This window comes from Pseudomonas sp. F01002, from assembly GCF_004402115.1.
In the GTDB taxonomy this organism is placed as follows: Bacteria; Pseudomonadota; Gammaproteobacteria; order Pseudomonadales; family Pseudomonadaceae; genus Aquipseudomonas; species Aquipseudomonas frigoris.
The window spans coordinates 22,802-39,305 of record NZ_SOPU01000078.1 but is presented as its reverse complement, the minus strand read 5'-3'; the positions used below and the strand labels follow the sequence as shown (position 1 = coordinate 39,305).

Annotated in this window: 15 protein-coding genes, 1 tRNA gene and 2 pseudogenes; 10 read left to right on the top strand and 8 right to left on the bottom strand. The window is 59.7% G+C overall.

Annotated elements, in window-relative coordinates; genetic code table 11:
• Positions 1 to 41: 41 nt before the first annotated feature.
• Complete coding sequence (locus E3W21_RS29305; protein ID WP_134423162.1) at positions 42 to 1,385, top strand: MFS transporter; 1,344 nt, start codon at positions 42 to 44, stop codon at positions 1,383 to 1,385.
• Between the two features lie 90 nt (positions 1,386 to 1,475).
• Here E3W21_RS29305 and E3W21_RS29300 read toward each other — a convergent pair whose 3' ends face one another.
• Positions 1,476 to 1,871 (bottom strand): DUF6124 family protein, encoded by a 396-nt coding sequence (locus tag E3W21_RS29300; RefSeq protein ID WP_134423160.1) that lies wholly within the window; start codon positions 1,869 to 1,871, stop codon positions 1,476 to 1,478.
• A 537-nt stretch (positions 1,872 to 2,408) separates the two neighbouring features.
• On the opposite strand from E3W21_RS29300, the pseudogene E3W21_RS32475 reads away from it, so the two are divergent.
• From E3W21_RS32475 to E3W21_RS29290, 3 genes and pseudogenes are all read left to right on the top strand, one after another.
• Positions 2,409 to 3,137, top strand: a pseudogene (locus tag E3W21_RS32475) (PAS domain-containing protein); the annotation flags it as partial.
• Positions 3,117 to 3,725, top strand: a complete 609-nt coding sequence (locus E3W21_RS32470; RefSeq protein ID WP_256661697.1) for a methyl-accepting chemotaxis protein — start codon at positions 3,117 to 3,119, stop codon at positions 3,723 to 3,725. The pseudogene E3W21_RS32475 and the gene E3W21_RS32470, both read left to right, overlap by 21 nt.
• A 57-nt stretch (positions 3,726 to 3,782) precedes the next feature.
• Positions 3,783 to 4,382, top strand: a complete 600-nt coding sequence (locus E3W21_RS29290; protein ID WP_134423156.1) for a flavin reductase family protein — start codon at positions 3,783 to 3,785, stop codon at positions 4,380 to 4,382.
• A gap of 12 nt (positions 4,383 to 4,394) precedes the next feature.
• Here the strand turns inward: E3W21_RS29290 and E3W21_RS29285 are convergent, their stop codons facing one another.
• Together E3W21_RS29285 and E3W21_RS29280 are read right to left on the bottom strand one after the other, a co-directional pair.
• Positions 4,395 to 4,763, bottom strand: a complete 369-nt coding sequence (locus tag E3W21_RS29285; RefSeq protein WP_134423154.1) for a cupin domain-containing protein — start codon at positions 4,761 to 4,763, stop codon at positions 4,395 to 4,397.
• Positions 4,764 to 4,839: 76 nt separating this feature from the next.
• Positions 4,840 to 5,649: an AraC family transcriptional regulator gene (locus E3W21_RS29280; RefSeq protein ID WP_134423152.1), complete on the bottom strand. Its 810-nt coding sequence runs from the start codon at positions 5,647 to 5,649 to the stop codon at positions 4,840 to 4,842.
• Positions 5,650 to 5,800: 151 nt separating this feature from the next.
• Between E3W21_RS29280 and E3W21_RS29275 the strand changes: the two genes are divergently transcribed.
• Genes E3W21_RS29275 through E3W21_RS29265 form a run of 3 tightly spaced genes read left to right on the top strand, consistent with a single transcriptional unit; the run spans position 5,801 to position 8,012 of the window.
• Positions 5,801 to 6,442, top strand: a complete 642-nt coding sequence (locus tag E3W21_RS29275) for a LysE family translocator (RefSeq protein ID WP_134423150.1) — start codon at positions 5,801 to 5,803, stop codon at positions 6,440 to 6,442.
• Between the two features lie 10 nt (positions 6,443 to 6,452).
• Complete coding sequence (gene ddlA / locus E3W21_RS29270) at positions 6,453 to 7,547, top strand: D-alanine--D-alanine ligase (RefSeq protein WP_134423148.1); 1,095 nt, start codon at positions 6,453 to 6,455, stop codon at positions 7,545 to 7,547.
• 36 nt (positions 7,548 to 7,583) lie between these two features.
• Positions 7,584 to 8,012: a molybdopterin-binding protein gene (locus tag E3W21_RS29265; protein WP_134423146.1), complete on the top strand. Its 429-nt coding sequence runs from the start codon at positions 7,584 to 7,586 to the stop codon at positions 8,010 to 8,012.
• Between the two features lie 41 nt (positions 8,013 to 8,053).
• Here the strand turns inward: E3W21_RS29265 and E3W21_RS29260 are convergent, their stop codons facing one another.
• The 3 genes and pseudogenes from E3W21_RS29260 to ggt all read right to left on the bottom strand — a co-directional run bounded on the left by E3W21_RS29260 (position 8,054) and on the right by ggt (position 11,188).
• Positions 8,054 to 8,866, bottom strand: coding sequence for a MerR family transcriptional regulator (locus E3W21_RS29260; protein WP_134423144.1), 813 nt, complete (start codon positions 8,864 to 8,866; stop codon positions 8,054 to 8,056).
• 126 nt (positions 8,867 to 8,992) lie between these two features.
• A pseudogene (locus tag E3W21_RS29255) lies at positions 8,993 to 9,163 on the bottom strand (transcriptional regulator); the annotation flags it as partial.
• Between the two features lie 192 nt (positions 9,164 to 9,355).
• Positions 9,356 to 11,188, bottom strand: coding sequence for a gamma-glutamyltransferase (gene ggt, locus E3W21_RS29250; RefSeq protein WP_134423142.1), 1,833 nt, complete (start codon positions 11,186 to 11,188; stop codon positions 9,356 to 9,358).
• Between the two features lie 166 nt (positions 11,189 to 11,354).
• Here ggt and E3W21_RS29245 point away from each other — a divergent pair, with 166 nt between their 5' ends.
• The 3 genes from E3W21_RS29245 (at position 11,355) to E3W21_RS29235 (ending at position 13,841) form a co-directional block, all read left to right on the top strand.
• Positions 11,355 to 12,464 carry a DUF2817 domain-containing protein gene (locus tag E3W21_RS29245; protein WP_134423140.1) on the top strand — a complete coding sequence of 370 codons (1,110 nt, stop codon included), beginning with the start codon at positions 11,355 to 11,357 and terminating at the stop codon, positions 12,462 to 12,464.
• A 306-nt stretch (positions 12,465 to 12,770) separates the two neighbouring features.
• Positions 12,771 to 13,475, top strand: coding sequence for a YafY family protein (locus tag E3W21_RS29240; protein WP_256657541.1), 705 nt, complete (start codon positions 12,771 to 12,773; stop codon positions 13,473 to 13,475).
• A 63-nt stretch (positions 13,476 to 13,538) separates the two neighbouring features.
• On the top strand, positions 13,539 to 13,841 hold the full coding sequence (locus tag E3W21_RS29235) for a hypothetical protein (protein WP_129441252.1): 303 nt from the start codon (positions 13,539 to 13,541) through the stop codon (positions 13,839 to 13,841).
• A gap of 251 nt (positions 13,842 to 14,092) precedes the next feature.
• Here E3W21_RS29235 and E3W21_RS29230 read toward each other — a convergent pair.
• Positions 14,093 to 14,169, bottom strand: a tRNA-Met gene (locus E3W21_RS29230).
• 116 nt (positions 14,170 to 14,285) lie between these two features.
• Positions 14,286 to 16,343 carry a methyl-accepting chemotaxis protein gene (locus E3W21_RS29225; RefSeq protein WP_129441254.1) on the bottom strand — a complete coding sequence of 686 codons (2,058 nt, stop codon included), beginning with the start codon at positions 16,341 to 16,343 and terminating at the stop codon, positions 14,286 to 14,288.
• Positions 16,344 to 16,504: the final 161 nt, after the last annotated feature.

The window sequence follows — 16,504 nt, the reverse complement described above, 5'->3', positions numbered from 1 at the left end:
CATGGGCGCCTTGGTTTTTTGCCTATGCCAGAGTGCTTTTCATGACCGCCAACACCCACTCGCGCCCGGCGCCGTTCGCCCGCTCGGATTACAAGACCCTCGGCCTTGCGGCTCTTGGCGGCGCGCTGGAAATCTACGATTTCATCATTTTCGTATTTTTCGCCCTGACCCTCAGCCAGCTGTTCTTCCCCCCGGAAATGCCCGAGTGGCTGCGACTGCTGCAAAGCTTCGGGATCTTCGCCACCGGTTATTTGGCGCGGCCGTTGGGCGGGATTCTGATGGCGCATTTCGCCGACCGGCTGGGCCGCAAGAAGGTCTTCAGCCTGAGCATCCTGATGATGGCGCTGCCGTGCCTGTTGATCGGCATCATGCCGACCTACGCCCAGATCGGTTATTTCGCACCGCTGCTGCTGTTGGCCCTGCGAATCCTCCAGGGCGCGGCGGTGGGCGGCGAAGTACCGAGCGCCTGGGTATTCGTCGCCGAACATGCACCGGCCGGGCATCGCGGTTATGCCCTCGGTTTCCTGCAGGCCGGGCTGACGTTTGGTTACCTGATCGGCGCCCTGACGGCGACTTTTCTGGCGCAGGCGTTCACCCCGGCAGAAATCCTTGATTACGCCTGGCGTTACCCGTTCCTGCTGGGCGGCGTGTTCGGCGTAATCGGCGTCTGGCTACGCCGCTGGCTCAGCGAAACCCCGGTGTTCATGGCCATGCAGGCCCAACGTGATGCGGCCGTCGAGCTGCCGCTGCGCACGGTCTTGCGTGAACACCGTCTGGCCATGCTGCCGGCGATGATCCTCACCTGCGTACTGACCTCGGCGGTGGTGGTGTTCGTGGTGATCACCCCGACCATGATGCAGAAAACCTTCGGCATGACCGCCAGCCACACCTTCGCCCTGAGTGCCTTGGGTATTGTTTTTCTGAATATCGGCTGCGTCCTCGCCGGGCTGCTGGTCGACCGCATTGGCGCCTGGCGCACGGTGATGCTCTATAGCCTGCTGCTGCCATTGGGCATCGGCGTGCTCTATACCTGCCTGATCATCGGTGGCAGCTGGATCGGTCTGGCGTACGCGGTGGCCGGTCTCGGTTGTGGGGTGGTCGGCGCGGTGCCGTCGGTGATGGTCAGCCTGTTCCCGGCGCGAATTCGTGTCTCGGGGATTTCCTTCACTTACAACATTGCCTACGCCGTCTGGGCGAGTATCACACCGTTGTTGCTGATCGGTCTGATGCCATGGAGCCCATGGATCTGTGTGATCTTCTGCGCGGTGATGGGGGCTGTGGGGGTGAGCAGTGCCGCGTATTTTGGAGCGCGGATGCCTAATGTAGGGAGCCGCAGCGTGGCTTCAAGCCAGGGCAAATCGTTGAAAGACTGCGTTAATCCGTAACAGGCATCTATGTCCCGCGTGGCGGGGAGCGGAAAAAAGAATGGGCACGCCAACCAGGTTGGGTGCCCATTTTTTTATGGGGGTGGCGGATTAGATGACGCGGCTTTGTTGCTTGGCGAAAATCGCCGCTATCTCGGGTTCATCCAGATGATCCAGCATTCGCTCCACCAACAAATGCACGCCGTCAGCCATGCGGCTGAGCGCCAAGGCTACGGAGCGGCGGGAGCCGTCCACATCGTCGGCGAGGTTGGCGGCAATAGCGCTGATGGACAGCAAATCTTCCGAGGCATTGGCGAGAAGGGTTTCAGGGTTGATACCCGGGCAGACGCTGAAGAGCTGACCGTTGCGTTTTGGTGGTTTGGGGTCGGCTGGCGGGAAGTGATGGTCGAGGGCGCGCTCGGCGGCTTCGTTGAGTTTGTTTGAGTCGGGGCTTTCGTAGGGGGAGACCGGATCGGTGTCCGGCGGATTTGGAGTTACCTTGAACATGTCTTAGCTCTCTCTTGAGTGAGGCTGCAACCAGTTCGCGACTAAACGAATGGGAGGCAGCTGTGCACAGGTTAGTCGACCGACGAGCTAAGAAATCGGCGCACCCAAGAGTGCCCTGCGCACAGCCACCATAAGTACAGGATGGGATACCTGACTGATTGGAACTATGCGACTTAGCAACGACGGGCGACTAAACCCGACCACTGATGGGCAGTGGCAGGGAAACGATAGAGGCCAAGGCTAAGGCGCACAAGCCGGCAGATTCTGGCGTAGCCGTAGGCAACGACGCAAGGTGTTGTAGCTTGCAGGAAGTAACCTTGAGCCGTTTTCAACAAGTGCTGTCGAGCGGTGTTTAATTTCCGGAAATGTTGGGAAGAAACGATGTTTCGACAACCATTCGGCTTCTGGCGACACGACGCGCATCAAGATGCCTAACTATTTTTGTAGGACAACCCTGAAACACTCTTCAGAAAATATCCCCCAGGCCGATGGTTAGGCTGCATACCGCTTTCTACCCCTGTCCATCGGTGTATCCCCATGTTCAACAAACGCTTGAAGCAGGAGCTGTCGGCTCTTCGCGAAGAACTCTCCAGCCTCCAGCAAGTGAAGGAAAGTCTGGAAAGCGAGATGCTGGTCCTGACCCTCGATGCCGATGGGCGGATTCAATCGGTCAACCAGAACTTCATCGGTGAGATGCTCTACAAAAGCAGCGACATGATAGGGCGACACATCGAAGACATCGTCCCGGCCCATGTGAAGTCGGACGAATTCCACCAGCGCTTCAAGGTCTCGTTGACCCGTGGTGAGCACTTTGCCGGCACGGTGCGTTTGTTGCGCGGCAATGGCCAGGAAGCCTGGTTGCGCTCGATCGTGCAGCCGGTTCGGTCCGCGGACGGGCGGATCAAACACTTCTCGATTTACTCCAGTGACCTAACCCGCACCATCGAGGCATCTCGTGAGCATGAGAACCTGATCGGCGCCCTCGTGCGCTCCACGGCAGTGATCGAGTTCGATCTCAATGGCAACGTGTTGGCGGCCAACGAACGGTTTCTCAGCGGCATGGGTTACAGCCTGGCGCAGATCAAGGGCAAACATCACCGCATGTTCTGCGAACCCGAGGAATACAACAGCGCCGGGTATCAGGACTTCTGGCGTCGCTTGAATGCAGGCGAGTTCTTCGCCGAGCGTTTCAAACGCGTCGACAGCCACGGCCGCGGGGTCTGGCTGGAGGCGTCCTACAACCCGGTGATCGATGCCAACAACAAGCTCTACAAAGTGGTGAAATTCGCCACGGTGATCACCGATCAAGTCAATCAGGAACAAGCGGTCGCCGAAGCGGCCAACATTGCCTACAGCACCTCGCAGCAAACCGACAGCAGCGCGCAGCGCGGTAACGCGGTGGTGACTCAGGCGGTCAACGTGATGCGTGACCTTGCCAGGCACATGCAGACCGCCGGTGAAGGCATCGAAGCGCTGAACGAGCAGTCGCTGGTGATCGGCACCATCGTCAAAACCATCAGCGGGATTGCCGAACAGACCAACCTGCTGGCGCTCAACGCGGCCATCGAAGCGGCTCGGGCCGGGGAACAGGGGCGTGGTTTCGCGGTGGTGGCGGATGAGGTCCGGCAATTGGCTTCGCGCACCAGCCAGGCAACCGATGAGATTGTTGGCGTAGTCCGTCAGAACCAGGACATGGCGCGCAACGCCGTGGCGCTGATGACCGAGGGCAAACTCCAGGCTGAACAGGGGCTGGCGCTGGCGGCAGAGGCGGGGACGGTGATTGTCGAGATTCAGGACGGTGCACAGAAAGTGGTGAATGCGGTCGGGCAGTTTGCCAATCAGTTGACGACTTGATGCCTGCCATCGCGGCGTAAATCGCTACAATCGGCGTTTTCCCCAGGAGCAGCCATCATGAGCGTTTCCCACCGCCGTCCGGTTCCCTTGGCCAAGGCGTATCGTCTGCTCAATCACGGCCCGACCGTGTTGGTCAGCGCGGCTCATGATGGCCAGCGCAACATCATGGCGGCGGCCTGGGCCATGCCGCTGGATTTCGAGCCGCCGAAAATTGCCGTGGTGCTGGACAAGTCCACCTGGACACGGCAATTGCTGGAGGCTTCGGGCACGTTTGTGCTGAATGTTCCCTGCGCTGCCCAAGCCGATATCGTCCAGACCGTTGGCTCGACGTCCGGCCTGGAATTGACCCGGGACCAAGGCCGGGACAAATTCCAGGTCTATGGTTTGCCGACCTTCAGCGCTGAACTGATCGATGCACCGATGCTCGAAGGCTGTGTCGCCTGGCTGGAGTGCCGACTGCTGCCGGAACCCGACAATCACCAGCAGTACGATCTGTTCCTGGCCGAAGTGATTGCCGCTCAGGCAGACGAGCGCGTGTTCAGTGACGGTCGCTGGCACTTCGAAGGGCAAGACACGTTGCGCACCTTGCACCATGTGGCTGGCGGGCATTTCCTGAAAATCGGCGATCCAGTGGACGGCAAAACCTTGCAGCCTTAAGCAGTCGGCCTTTCACACCCAGACGTCATTCTGCGCCGTGCGCTCGCCACCTTCGTTACCCGTGTTCAGCACACCCTTGGGCTCAATCAGCAGGAGTTTCACCTCCTGCTCGGCGAACGGTTTGTGCTCGACACCTTTTGACACCACATACATTTCGCCAGCGTTCACCAGCACGTGGCCATCGCGAAAGTCGATGCGCAGTTGCCCTTCGAGGATGATGAAGGTTTCGTCGGTATCAAGGTGATCGTGCCAGATAAAATCCCCCAGCAGTTTCACCACCTTGAACTGGTAGTCGTTCATTTCGGCGATGACCCTAGGCGTCCAGTACGGGCCGATCCTGGCGATTTTTTCAGCGAAATTCAGGCTTTCGTAAGCTTTCATGAAGCAGCTCTCGTGGTTGATCGTAAATCCACGATAGCCCGCGCATCGGTGTGCTTCTTGAACGATTGTGCGTGGCTCAGCGGCGGTGCATTTTCATCCAGCGGGCCGGCGACAGGCCGTAGGTTTTGCTGAACTGCCGGGTCATGTGGCTCTGATCGGTGAAGCCGGCGATCAGCGCGGCGCTGACCAGTGACTGGCCCTGAATCAGCAGTGAGCGGACCAGGTCCAGGCGGCGCATGGTCAGGTATCGATAAGGGCTGGTGCCGAACAACAGGCGAAAATCCCGCGACAGACTCCAGCGATCGCGACCGCTGTGTTGCGCCAGTTCTTCCAGCGTCACGGTGCGATCCAGGGCGCTATGAATGAATTCCCGCGCGCGTTCGGCGGCCACGTAGTCGAAGCTCTGGCGGGTGGCAGACACGCCGGAAACGCTGTTCAAGGCTTGGGCCAGATCGAACAGCGCATCCTGCTCTTCCAGAGGCTCGAGGGGACAATCAAGGCTTCGCAGCAGCACGGCGGTGGCGGCGAACAAACGTGGATCGGCTGACAGGCCGGTCTTGATAAACGGCAATGGCTGGCCGCCGAGCATCTGCTGGATCAGCGCCGGCTCGATGTACATCATTCGGTATTGAAAGCCGGTCTCGGTGCCGGCTTCGCCATCGTGAACTTCGTCCGGGTGCAGCACCATGGTCCCGCCCGGCAGGCTGTGGCGCCAGCCACCGCGGTACTGAAAGCTCTGCACACCGGCCAGGGTATGGCCGATGGCGTAGGTGTCGTGGCGGTGAAGGTCGTAGCCGTGGCCTGCAAAAAACGCTTCGAAACGCTGAAGCCCGCCAACGTCGGGCGCGCGGTGGAACCAGTCGATGGGAGGCGTGTGCTTGGCCATGGTGGTGTTGCCTTGAGCTCGATGCTGAACACGTTACCCCACCGAGCAGCCGCCTGTCTGCCGCCGATCGAATCATCCGGCCGGTAGAAAATCCCGGACTAATGTTGCAAGGTGTTACATCTTCTCCCTAGCCACGAAGGCGACCCAGATTATGGATATGTTCCCTCTTAGCTACGCCGCTCCATTGTTGTCATTGGCGCTGCTGTGGGCGGTTGCGGTGGTGACGCCGGGGCCGAACTTTTTCAACATCGCGCAATTGGCGGCCAGTCAATCCAAGCGTCACGGCGTAGTGGCCGCACTGGGCGTGGCGACAGGCACTGTGCTTTGGGGCCTTGCGGGCGGGTTGGGAATCAAGTCACTGTTCAGCGCAGCCCCGACCCTCTACCTGAGCTTCAAGATTGTCGGTGGTTGTTACTTGATCTATCTGGGATTGAAGCAATTCAAGCGCAAACCGCCTTTGGTTGCGGACGATAGCGGCTCGGTTGAGGGGGCGGGGCGCACGTTGTTGTCAGTGTATGGCCAGGGCTTTCTGGGCAATATGACCAACCCCAAATCCGCACTGTTCGTCGCGACGATCTTCGCTACGGCCATGCCCGCTTCTGTGCCACCAATGTTGCTGGCGTTGGCAGTGCTGACCATGGCGACCTTGTCCTTCAGTTGGTATTGCAGCGTGGCGCTGCTGTTTGCCAGCCGTCGGGTCGCGGGTGCTTATGATCGTTCGCGTAAATGGCTGGATCGCTTCGCCGGCAGTTGCTACCTACTGTTCGGCGCGCATCTGGTGGCCAATCGTTGAGGAGTTCTGAATGAGCAAACTGCGGGTAGGCATTATTTTTGGTGGTCGTTCGGCTGAACACGAAGTGTCGCTGCAATCGGCGAAAAACATCGTCGATGCATTGGATCGGTCGCGCTTCGAACCGGTGCTGATAGGCATCGACAAGCAAGGTCACTGGCATCTGAACGACCCTTCGAACTTCCTGCTCAACCAGGAAAACCCGGCGCTTATCACCCTTAATCAATCCAACCGTGAACTGGCCGTCGTGCCGGGCAAGGTCAGTCAGCAATTGGTGGAAACCTCCGGTCAGGAACTGCTGGGCCACGTCGATGTGATCTTCCCGATCGTCCACGGCACCTTGGGCGAAGACGGTTGCCTGCAAGGCTTGCTGCGCATGGCTGATCTGCCGTTTGTCGGCTCTGATGTACTCGGTTCGGCCGTCTGCATGGACAAGGACATCAGCAAGCGTCTGCTGCGTGACGCCGGGTTGGCGGTCACGCCGTTCGTCACCCTGACCCGCGCCACCGCGGCGCGCACCGGGTTCGCCGAGGTGCAAGGCAAACTCGGCTTGCCGCTATTCGTCAAACCGGCGAACCAGAGATCTTCCGTCGGCGTGAGCAAGGTGAATGACGAAGCCGAGTACGCGGCAGCAGTAGAACTGGCCCTGGGTTTCGATGAGAAAGTCTTGGTCGAGTCCGCCGTCAGCGGCCGCGAGATCGAATGCGCGGTACTCGGCAATGAAAACGCCATCGCCAGCGGTTGTGGCGAGATCGTGGTGCGCAGCGGGTTTTATTCCTACGACAGCAAATACATCGACGCTCAAGCGGCTGAAGTGGTGGTGCCGGCAAATATCAGCATCGAGGCCAGTGAACGCATCCGCGCCCTGGCCGTCGAGGCGTTTCAGGTGTTGGGCTGTTCCGGGCTGGCGCGGGTCGACGTGTTCCTGACCGAGAGTGGCGAAGTGCTGATCAATGAGATCAACTCGTTGCCCGGCTTCACCCGCATCAGCATGTACCCCAAGCTATGGCAGGCCACCGGTATGACGTACAGCGAGCTGGTCAGCCGTTTGATCGAGCTGGCGCTGGAGAAGCATAAGGCGCGGCAAACGCTGAAGATCTCTCGCTAGGCTCAATACAACAATAATTATTCGAGGAGACACGTCATGAAAGTCAGCGCACGTAACGTATTCAAAGGCACCATCAGTCAATTGCAACCCGGCGCGGTAAATGCCGAAGTCTCACTGAAACTGTCAGGCGGTAATGAACTGGTGGCCGTGGTGACCATGGAAAGCGTGAAGAACCTCGGCCTGGCAGTTGACAAGGAAGCGATCGCGCTGGTGAAGGCGCCGTGGGTCATGTTGATGACCGAATCCAGCGACATTCGCCTGTCGGCGCGCAACTGCCTGGAAGGCAAGGTCACCAGTGTCATCGATGGCGCCGTGAACGCCGAAGTGGTCATCCAGCTCGACGGCGGCACCGAAGTCTATTCGATCGTGACACGCCAGGCTGTGGCAGAACTGGGCCTGGCGCCGGGCGTGAGTGCGACGGCGGTGATCAAGGCGTCGCATATCATTTTGGGTGTGCCGGCTTGATTTAAACCCGGAGGTGGCTGTTCCAGCCTTCGGTATTTTCGTCAGTCTTTGAGCGGGATGTACAACTCGACCACGCTGTCGGGGTGCATTGGCCCGAAAAAGCGTTCGCCGCAGTACTCGAATTCGATACCTTCAGCAGGCGTCATTCCCGCAGCAGGTAACCATTCGCTATAGGCGGCCCGGAACGTTTCCGGCAGGGTGGTGACCGTCCCGTGGTGTTCGACCCGGGCGTACCGGCGAGCGGGTATCTCCATCTCCACCATGCCTTGAACAAGCGGGGCGTGCGGTCCTACCGGTAGTCCGGCGATGTAGCGCCATTGACCGTCATCCAGCGGCTGGCACACACCAAAAGTGCCCACCGGATCGGTCAGACGATCGATTTCCTCCTCGCGCGGCACAAAGCGCTGCCACATCTCGGCGATGGTGTCGTCGTCGTCCTGTTGCCAACTCATGCCCATGATCCGCAAGGCGGGGTAGTCGATTCGCTCCGGCGTTTGCATGGGTGGCAGGCTGCGCTCTGGTTGCGCCAAGTAGCGGGTCAGTTGCCCCAGGACTTGCTCGCTACGCTGGATGTCGGCTCTCAACTGCCGGGCATGCCCTTCGAGGGATTCGCGCAGGCTGGCGACGCTGTCCAGCCCGCCGTTGACCGCAAGGGCTCGAATATCCTCCAGCGCCATGCCCAGTTGTTTGAGCCAGACGATCCGCCCCAGTGTGACGATCTGTTCGGGGCGGTAATAGCGATAACCATTGTCGCGACCGGTCAGCGCCGGGATAAACAGGCCGATGCTGTCGTAGTGGCGCAGGGTTTTGGTGGTGAGCCCGTGGCTGCGGGCCATTTGTCCGATGGTAAGCATGTGAAACCTCCTTTTAGGCTGGTCGGGGGCCACGATAGAGCTTGCCGTAGGGGCAAGCTCAAGTCCCTGTGTGCGCCGTCAAACGATATCGATCACTACTTTGCCCAGTGCCCGCTGCCGGAGTATTGGTAGATCGACTGGGAACCGGTTCGACTCATACGCCTCGATGAGGGTGATCATGATGTCAAAGTAATCACCCTCGGGTGTGCCTGGCTCAGGCTCATTGTCGAAGAGTGCAGACACATTCTTGAGCGCTGTACGGTAGTCCTCGTCGGTGTGAATGGGGCGTACGTTCATGGGTTACTCCATCTCGACGGTATCAGCGTCGATCGCGTCGTAGTGTTTGTTGATGCCGACAATTTCCACACTCTATCCAAGAAACAGTCATTTGCGGGTAGGAAAAGGCTGCGCGAGATTGCCGATCAGTATTCGTTAGCTATAAAAAAGGGCCTACCTCCCGGTAAGCCCTTGCTCATTCCCGCGTACGACTCAATCCCCCAACGCGGCCCCTTCACGCCGCGGATCGGCCCCACCCGCCCACGACGTTTTCCCCTGCGCATCCTTGACCCGGACAATCGCCTGAGTCCCGCTGGTCATGTCGATCTCGTTCACGCTGTGCCCTTTGTCTTTCAGCGCCTGAATCAGCGCCGGGCTGAACTGTCCCTGTTCCAGTTCGGTCGGGCCGTTGCGGCTGCCGAAGTTGGGCAGGCTGATGGCGGCTTGTGGGTCGAGGTTCCAGTCGAGCAGGCCGATGGTGGATTTGGCGACGTATTCGATGATCTGCGAGCCGCCGGGGGAGCCGATGGTGGCGAGGAATTCGCCGCTCTGACGGTCGAAAATCAGGGTCGGTGCCATGGACGAGCGTGGGCGTTTGCCGGGTTCGACGCGGTTGGCAACCTTCTGGCCATTCTCTTCGGGGATGAACGAGAAGTCGGTCATCTGATTGTTCAGCAGGAAACCCTGAACCATCAGGTGCGAGCCAAACGCGGATTCCACGGTGGTGGTCATGGACACGCCGCCGCCTTCGTCATCCACCGCCACCACTTGCGAGGTGGAGATGCGCAGCGGCGAACGGTCCGGTGCGTAGGCGACCTGAATGCCTGGCGGGGTGCCGGGTTTGGCCGTGCCCATGCTGCGATCGCCGATCAGGGCGGCGCGGTCGGCCAGATACGCAGGGTCCACCAGACCTTTGACGGGGACGGGAACGAAATCTGCGTCGGCCACGTAGAGCGCGCGGTCGGCGTAGGCCAGGCGCTCGGCTTCGGAGATCAGGTGCACGGCTTCAGGCGCCGGCTCAATGCCCGCAGGTTGGCTGGTCTTGACCGGTTTGAGCGGTGCCAGGGCAAAACGCGGATCCCGGGTTTCCAGGGCCTGCAAGGTGCCGAGGATCTGCGCCACGGCAATCCCGCCTGACGACGGCGGCGGCATGCCACAGACCTGCCAGCGTTTGTAGTCGGTGCACAGCGGCGCGCGCTCCTTGGCGCTGTAGCCGTTGAGGTCGTTCAGCGACAGGCTGCCGGGGTTGGCGTGGCCCTGAACCTTGGCAACGATCTCTTGTGCGATGGGGCCTTTGTACAATGCATCCGGTCCTTCCTTGGCGATGCGTTTGAACACGGCGGCCAGCGCCGGGTTTTTCAGTTGCGTGCCTGCGGCTTTCGGGCTGCCATCGGCATTCAGGAAGTAGGCCGCCATGTCCGGCGAGCGTCGAATGGACGAGTCCGAGGCGATCAACTGGTGAAGGCGTGGCGAGATGGCGAAGCCTTGCTCCGCGAGTTTGATCGCCGGTTCGAACAGTTGCGCCCACGGCAGTCGACCGTGTTTCTGATGGGCCAACTCAAGCGCTCGCAACACGCCCGGTGTCCCCACCGAACGACCGCCAATCTGCGCCTGGGTGAACGGCATCGGTTTGCCGTCGGCTTGCAGGAACAGCCTCTCGGTGGCGCCGGCCGGAGCGGTTTCGCGTCCGTCATAAGTGCGCACAGCCTTGCCATCCCAGAGCACGATCAACGCGCCACCGCCAATGCCCGAGGATTGCGGCTCGACCAGCGTCAGCACGGCCTGCATCGCAATTGCGGCATCGATTGCCGAACCGCCCTGACGCAACATCTCCCGCCCGGCCTCGGCCGCCAGCGGATTGGCCGCGGCCGCCATGTGTTTTGAGGCGTATTGGGTCTGCAGGTCAGTGCGATAACCTGACGCGATTTCCGGCGCAACAGGCAACGTCGAAGAGGTCGGAGCACTACAGGCTGCGAGGGTTAAAGCAGCGGCGATCAGCGAAAGGGCTGACAGGCGATAGCGACTCAAGTGGAAGGTTGAGAACACGTGGGGGGCACTCCGTCCGTGGGAAAAGATCAGGGGACTTTATCGGCCGAAAGGAAGTGACGCAAACCAAGGCCTACAGCAAAGATGATTTTGCCCTTCATGACTCCACGGATTTTCTGTAGGGTCGAGGGCAACAGACTGGCCATAAGATCAACAAGAGGCAGACATGCAGACCGAGTTCCCCACCCAGCCAAGTTACCGCACCCAGCGTGATCAATTTCTGGCCGCCGCGACCGCGGCCGGTGCGACGCTGACCGAGTACCCGCATCCGCTCAAAGGGCCGTTCGGTGAGTCGTTGAGCACCGATGTGGCCGTGCTGGGTGATCCGGGCGCCAAGCGTTTGCTGATTGTGCTGAGTGGCACTCATGGCGTCGAAGGCTTCTATGGTTCGGGATGTCAGATCAAGTGGTTGCAGGAGTTGGGCAAGCGTTCGCTGCCGGCCGATGTCGCGGTGGTGATGATCCACCTGATCAATCCGTGGGGCACTGCGTGGCTGCGTCGGGTCAACGAAGACAACATCGACCTGAACCGCAATCACCTGAACTTCGACCACGCATTGCCAGATAACCGGGCCTACGCAGCGCTTCATGAAATCTATGCCTGCACGCAGTTGCGGGGCTCGGAGCGTGATCGCGCCGATGCCTTGCTCGACGAACAGATTAGCGAACACGGTTGGCCAGCGGTGATGTCGATTGTCGAGGGTGGCCAGCACCGTCATCCCGATGGTTTGTTCTACGGCGGACTGGCACCGAGCTGGTCGAACCGCACGTTGCATCAGATCATTCAAAAGCATGTTTCCCATGCCGAAGTGGCGATGTGTTTCGACTTGCACACCGGTGCCGGGGAATACGGTCATCCGATGTTGCTGACCATTACCGAGTCGGCGTATCCGGCGCTTGCGGATGCGCAGGCCATCTATGGTCCCTGGCTCTATACCTTGCACACGGGCGCCGACACGCTGAGCGAAACCGGCGTTGCGGCTACCGCCACCGGCTACACCTCCCAGGCGTTGATCAACGCGCTGCCGCACGCGCGGTTGATGCCGTTTGTGATCGAGTGTGGGACGTATCCCGGCGCCGAGGTTCATCGTCATCTGCGCGATGATCACTGGCTACACCTGCACGGCAATCCGAGAGATGCCGTGGGGCGCGGGATCAAGCTGAATCTGGTGGAGCAGTTCTATCCCGCTGACAGCGACTGGCAGGCGATGGCCTGGCTGCGTACCTGGCAGATATGGGAGCGGGCGTTGTCAGCGTTGCCGGCGATTTGTTCCTGATGCGACTTCTTGGGTGGCTCGGCGTAGGGGCACGCCTCACAGTTCGCTCCTCCGGAAAGTTCGCGCACTTCAAGGTGCGTGAAGGGTGTGCGCGAAACACTGCGCGAAAACATGCCGGCCGGTACTTGACGCGAGCCTTCCATGGGGTTGTTTCCCCAAATGGGGGAGAATGAACACTTCAGCTCTGAGTAGAGCAGTTTTTGATTCACTCCAGTGCCCCGCAGACGAGATGCGCCCGACACATGGGATGCGTCGGAGGCAATGGCAACGCCCTTCCTAAAATCGAGCACATTGGTCCTTCAGTACATGCGTAAATCAGATCGGCTATTCCAGGTAGTAAACCTGATCCGGGTACATCAGCCGATTACAGCGGAAGACTTGGCGGGGCGTATCGGGGTCTCAGTCCGCACGATTTATCGGTATATCGACGACCTGTCTGTGAGCGGTATTCCTCTCTATGGCGTCGCTGGCGTTGGGTATGCTCTGCACGAAGGGTTTGAGTTACCGCCTCTGACACTCACCCAGGATGAACTCGACGCGCTGATGTTGGGCGTTGAGATGCTTTCAAATTCCGCAGGCACTGAACTCGCTTCTTCTGCAAGGACGCTGTTGAGCAAAGTTGCTGCCGTATTGCCGTTTCGCAATACAGAACCATCACTCTCCAATATCCGCGCGTTGAGAGCTAAGCCCGTCACACCAGACCAACGATATTTGGACGATCTCCACCGCGCTATTCAGCAGGCGAGAGCCGTCCACTTTTCATATTTCAGCTTGAGTGAAGAGATCTCGGGCAGGACGGTGTTCCCCTTGGGCCTTTTCTACTGGGGAGGAAAGTGGACTGTCGGAACATGGTGTACGTCCAGAAAGGCATACAGAGACTTTCGAGTTGACCGGATACGAAGCCTGCAGATCATGACGGATGGACAGAAGCTTGAGGCGGAATGGAACCTGCGGTCATACATGCAGTTTCAGTCTGATCAATGGACGGCCCAACAACCTCTCAAGCACTGACAGTACGGTGTCAGTACGACCCCAAGATACTGGTCGCTCCTCACCACACAATTGGAGTGACATATGACGCAGAACAGCCATGTACTCGAGCTAGCAATCTTTACCGTCAAGGAAGGCTTCGAAAGCCAAATGCCTGAGTTGCGGTTGATGCTTCGGGAAACCCTCAAAGGGTTTGATGGGTTGATTGAGTTCTCAGGTTATTGTCCCGAACCACAAGGCCGTGTTTTCGCTGACTTGGCTAAATGGGACAACCTTGAAAATGCTCAGAAAGTCGCACAGGCATTCGAGGGTGGAGATCCGAGATTTGCCCCTTACGCCCAGGCGATTGAAGCGCTTACGTTCATGGGACATTTTTACCCCGAGTAGAAGCTCAGCGCCCTGCTCTTAGGCTCCCTTCGCGCCAACGCGGTATCGGAAAGGGGCGGCGTTTTATCTCGGATCGCTTCATTTGGGCTTGTATCCCCTCGGTTCAATTATTTGTCGAGGATACACAGGGGATACACGGAGGGAAGGTATAGAGAGATACAGGGAGAGATAGCCAGAAACAAGAAAGCCCGCACTAGGCGGGCTTCTTGAGGTTGTTTAGAGACTCATGGAGACATCTGTAAACAGGTACTTGGTGGCTACACAGGGACTTGAACCCCGGACCCCAGCATTATGAATGCTATGCTCTAACCAACTGAGCTATGTAGCCAAGTGGCGCGCATTATTGGCTCGTAACAGAGATGTGTCAAGCGTAAATCTAAAATATTTCTCTACGCTTTCAACCGCTTATCCAGCTGACCCGAAAAACCGGGCGAGGGGAGGGCGTCAACTGAGCTGAAATCTCCCGGTATTGGCACTCAATGCCTTGCTGCCCTGGCTCAAGGTGTCCGCTGCCAGGTTCACCGCCCGCGCGCCTTCGAGCAAGCGTACCGCTGCCTGATCGACTTGCTGGATATTGCCGCTGACCTCGTCGGCGGTGGTCGCTTGCTCGTCGACCGCTGTGGCGATCTGCGCCAGGGTGTCAGTGACACTTTGCACGGCACTGGCAATTTCCCCCAGGCGTTCGCCGAGGCCAGTGACGGCTTGGGCGTCGGACTGAGCCTGGCCGCAAGCGGCTTCCATCAGGCTCACCGCTTCGTTTACGGTGTTGCGCAGGCTGTCGACAGTGCCGGCAATCTGCGCGGTGGAGGACTGGGTACGTTGCGACAGGCTGCGCACTTCGTCGGCCACCACCGCAAAACCGCGACCTTGCTCACCCGCGCGAGCGGCCTCGATGGCGGCATTAAGGGCCAACAGGTTCGTCTGCTCGGCAACTCCGCGAATGGTGTCCACCACCAACTGAATCTGCTGCCCTTGCTCGCTGACACGGCCCAGTGCTGCAGCGGTGTCGTTCAAGCGCTGATTGAGTTGCTGAATACTCGCCGTCGTGCGCTGGCTGTCACGGCTGCTGTCGGCGGCGATGCGCTGGGTGTGCTGAGCGCTGCCGGAGGCCTGTTCGCAACTCTGTGCGACCCCTTGAGAGGTCGCGGCCAATTGCGTGGCTGCCGCCGCGATCTGGCTGATCTGCAACTGCTGGGCTTCGACTTCCCCAAGGGCACCGCTGGAGTGATGGTTGAGGGTGCGCACCGCGTTGCTCAGCTGCAAGGTTTCATGATCGACCCCCAGCAGGCTGTTGCGCAGTTGCACCACCGCGACGTTGAGGGCGGTGCTGATGGCGGCCAGTTCGTCGCGGCCTTGCACCGGTACTTGCAGGCTCAGATTGCCGTCGCGCAAGGCTTCGGCCAGCAGGGTGATGCCGCTGGCGCTGCGACGGATCGACGCCTGTAAACAGATGAACAGGTACAGCGCGGCCAGCAGCAGGCAGCCAAAAATGGTCGCTACCAGGATGAACTGGCGGATGGCAGAACCGTGGTAATAGTCCAGACGCTGATCCAGCGACACCAACGACTGCTGACGCAGCGAAGAGAAGTCGGCGAGCAGGGCGTCGAGGCTGCGTTCGAACTCTTCCGGCTTGAGCTTGATGCTGCCGCCGAACACGCCGTCATCGAGGACTTTCAACTCGGCGTCCAGGTGCTTGAGGCTGTCATGGTATTGCCCGGCCCAGGCTTGCAACGCGCTGGGCAGCCGCGCTTCCAGCAGGCTTGCGGTCTTGACCAGCTGCTCCCGGGCATCGCCGATGCGGCTGCGCAGGTCTCGCAGTTGCAGACGGCTTTGCAGGGTGAACTGCCCGGACACCACTGATGCCTGGCCGACGCTGGCGAGACGGCCGACTCGCTCAATCAGGTCTGGCGCGTGCTGCGTGGAGATCTGGGTCAGCAGATACGTTTCCAGCCACGGTGCGAGAGTCAGGCGATTATCCATGGCGATCTGCTCGCGCAAGGCTTGCAGGGCACTCAACGCATTGGTGAAACGATCGTAACCGTCCGGCCACCAACCGACGCTGCTCAGGCTTTTAGAGTCGAGGCCGTTGAGGGCGGTTTGCAAGGTTTGATAACGGGCCAGGGTTTCGCCCTCGGCGCCTTCGGTTTGCAGTGCGTTGCCGAGGTCCGATGTGGCTTGGGCGACGGCGGGCTGAACCGTATCGAAAGCAGCCATCGCCGCGATCGTCGCAGGTGTCGGCTGACGATTGGTTTCCGTGGCGCGCCAGCGAGCCGCGCGGTCACGCTGAGCCGCGAGCAGATTATCCAGAGCATCCAGGGCGAGCAGTTGCCGAACCCCGGCACGTTCGCCGGAGATCAGGTTCAGTTTGTCGCGATAGTCCTGACCGATCATCCACAGACTGCCCGTCAGCGGAAGGATAAACAGCAGAAATAACAGCTGAAATTTGCGTGCGAAGCCAAAACGCCCCAGCAACCCGATCCCCGGTGATAAAAAAGCCTGCATGCCCCAAAACTCCTCTGGACACCACGCGCCATTGGCGTGCGTCGCAACCGTTGCGGCCGCGACCTGTGCCCTTTTAAAAGGCCTCGAAAGTTCACCCTCGTCAGCTCTGTAGGCCGGCTCTGTAGCGAAACTTCCCATTCTCGGTCCCCTCTGTAAGGGGC

Coding starts and splice junctions, on each gene's coding strand:
- E3W21_RS29305 (WP_134423162.1), top strand. CDS start 42: ATGACCGCCAACACCCACTCGCGCCCGGCGCCGTTCGCCCGCTCGGAT.
- E3W21_RS29245 (WP_134423140.1), top strand. CDS start 11,355: ATGCAGACCGAGTTCCCCACCCAGCCAAGTTACCGCACCCAGCGTGAT.
- E3W21_RS29300 (WP_134423160.1), bottom strand. CDS start 1,871: ATGTTCAAGGTAACTCCAAATCCGCCGGACACCGATCCGGTCTCCCCC.
- ddlA (WP_134423148.1), top strand. CDS start 6,453: ATGAGCAAACTGCGGGTAGGCATTATTTTTGGTGGTCGTTCGGCTGAA.
- E3W21_RS29235 (WP_129441252.1), top strand. CDS start 13,539: ATGACGCAGAACAGCCATGTACTCGAGCTAGCAATCTTTACCGTCAAG.
- E3W21_RS29285 (WP_134423154.1), bottom strand. CDS start 4,763: ATGAAAGCTTACGAAAGCCTGAATTTCGCTGAAAAAATCGCCAGGATC.
- E3W21_RS29290 (WP_134423156.1), top strand. CDS start 3,783: ATGAGCGTTTCCCACCGCCGTCCGGTTCCCTTGGCCAAGGCGTATCGT.
- E3W21_RS29260 (WP_134423144.1), bottom strand. CDS start 8,866: ATGCTTACCATCGGACAAATGGCCCGCAGCCACGGGCTCACCACCAAA.
- E3W21_RS29225 (WP_129441254.1), bottom strand. CDS start 16,343: ATGCAGGCTTTTTTATCACCGGGGATCGGGTTGCTGGGGCGTTTTGGC.
- E3W21_RS29275 (WP_134423150.1), top strand. CDS start 5,801: ATGGATATGTTCCCTCTTAGCTACGCCGCTCCATTGTTGTCATTGGCG.
- E3W21_RS29240 (WP_256657541.1), top strand. CDS start 12,771: ATGCGTAAATCAGATCGGCTATTCCAGGTAGTAAACCTGATCCGGGTA.
- E3W21_RS29265 (WP_134423146.1), top strand. CDS start 7,584: ATGAAAGTCAGCGCACGTAACGTATTCAAAGGCACCATCAGTCAATTG.
- E3W21_RS29280 (WP_134423152.1), bottom strand. CDS start 5,649: ATGGCCAAGCACACGCCTCCCATCGACTGGTTCCACCGCGCGCCCGAC.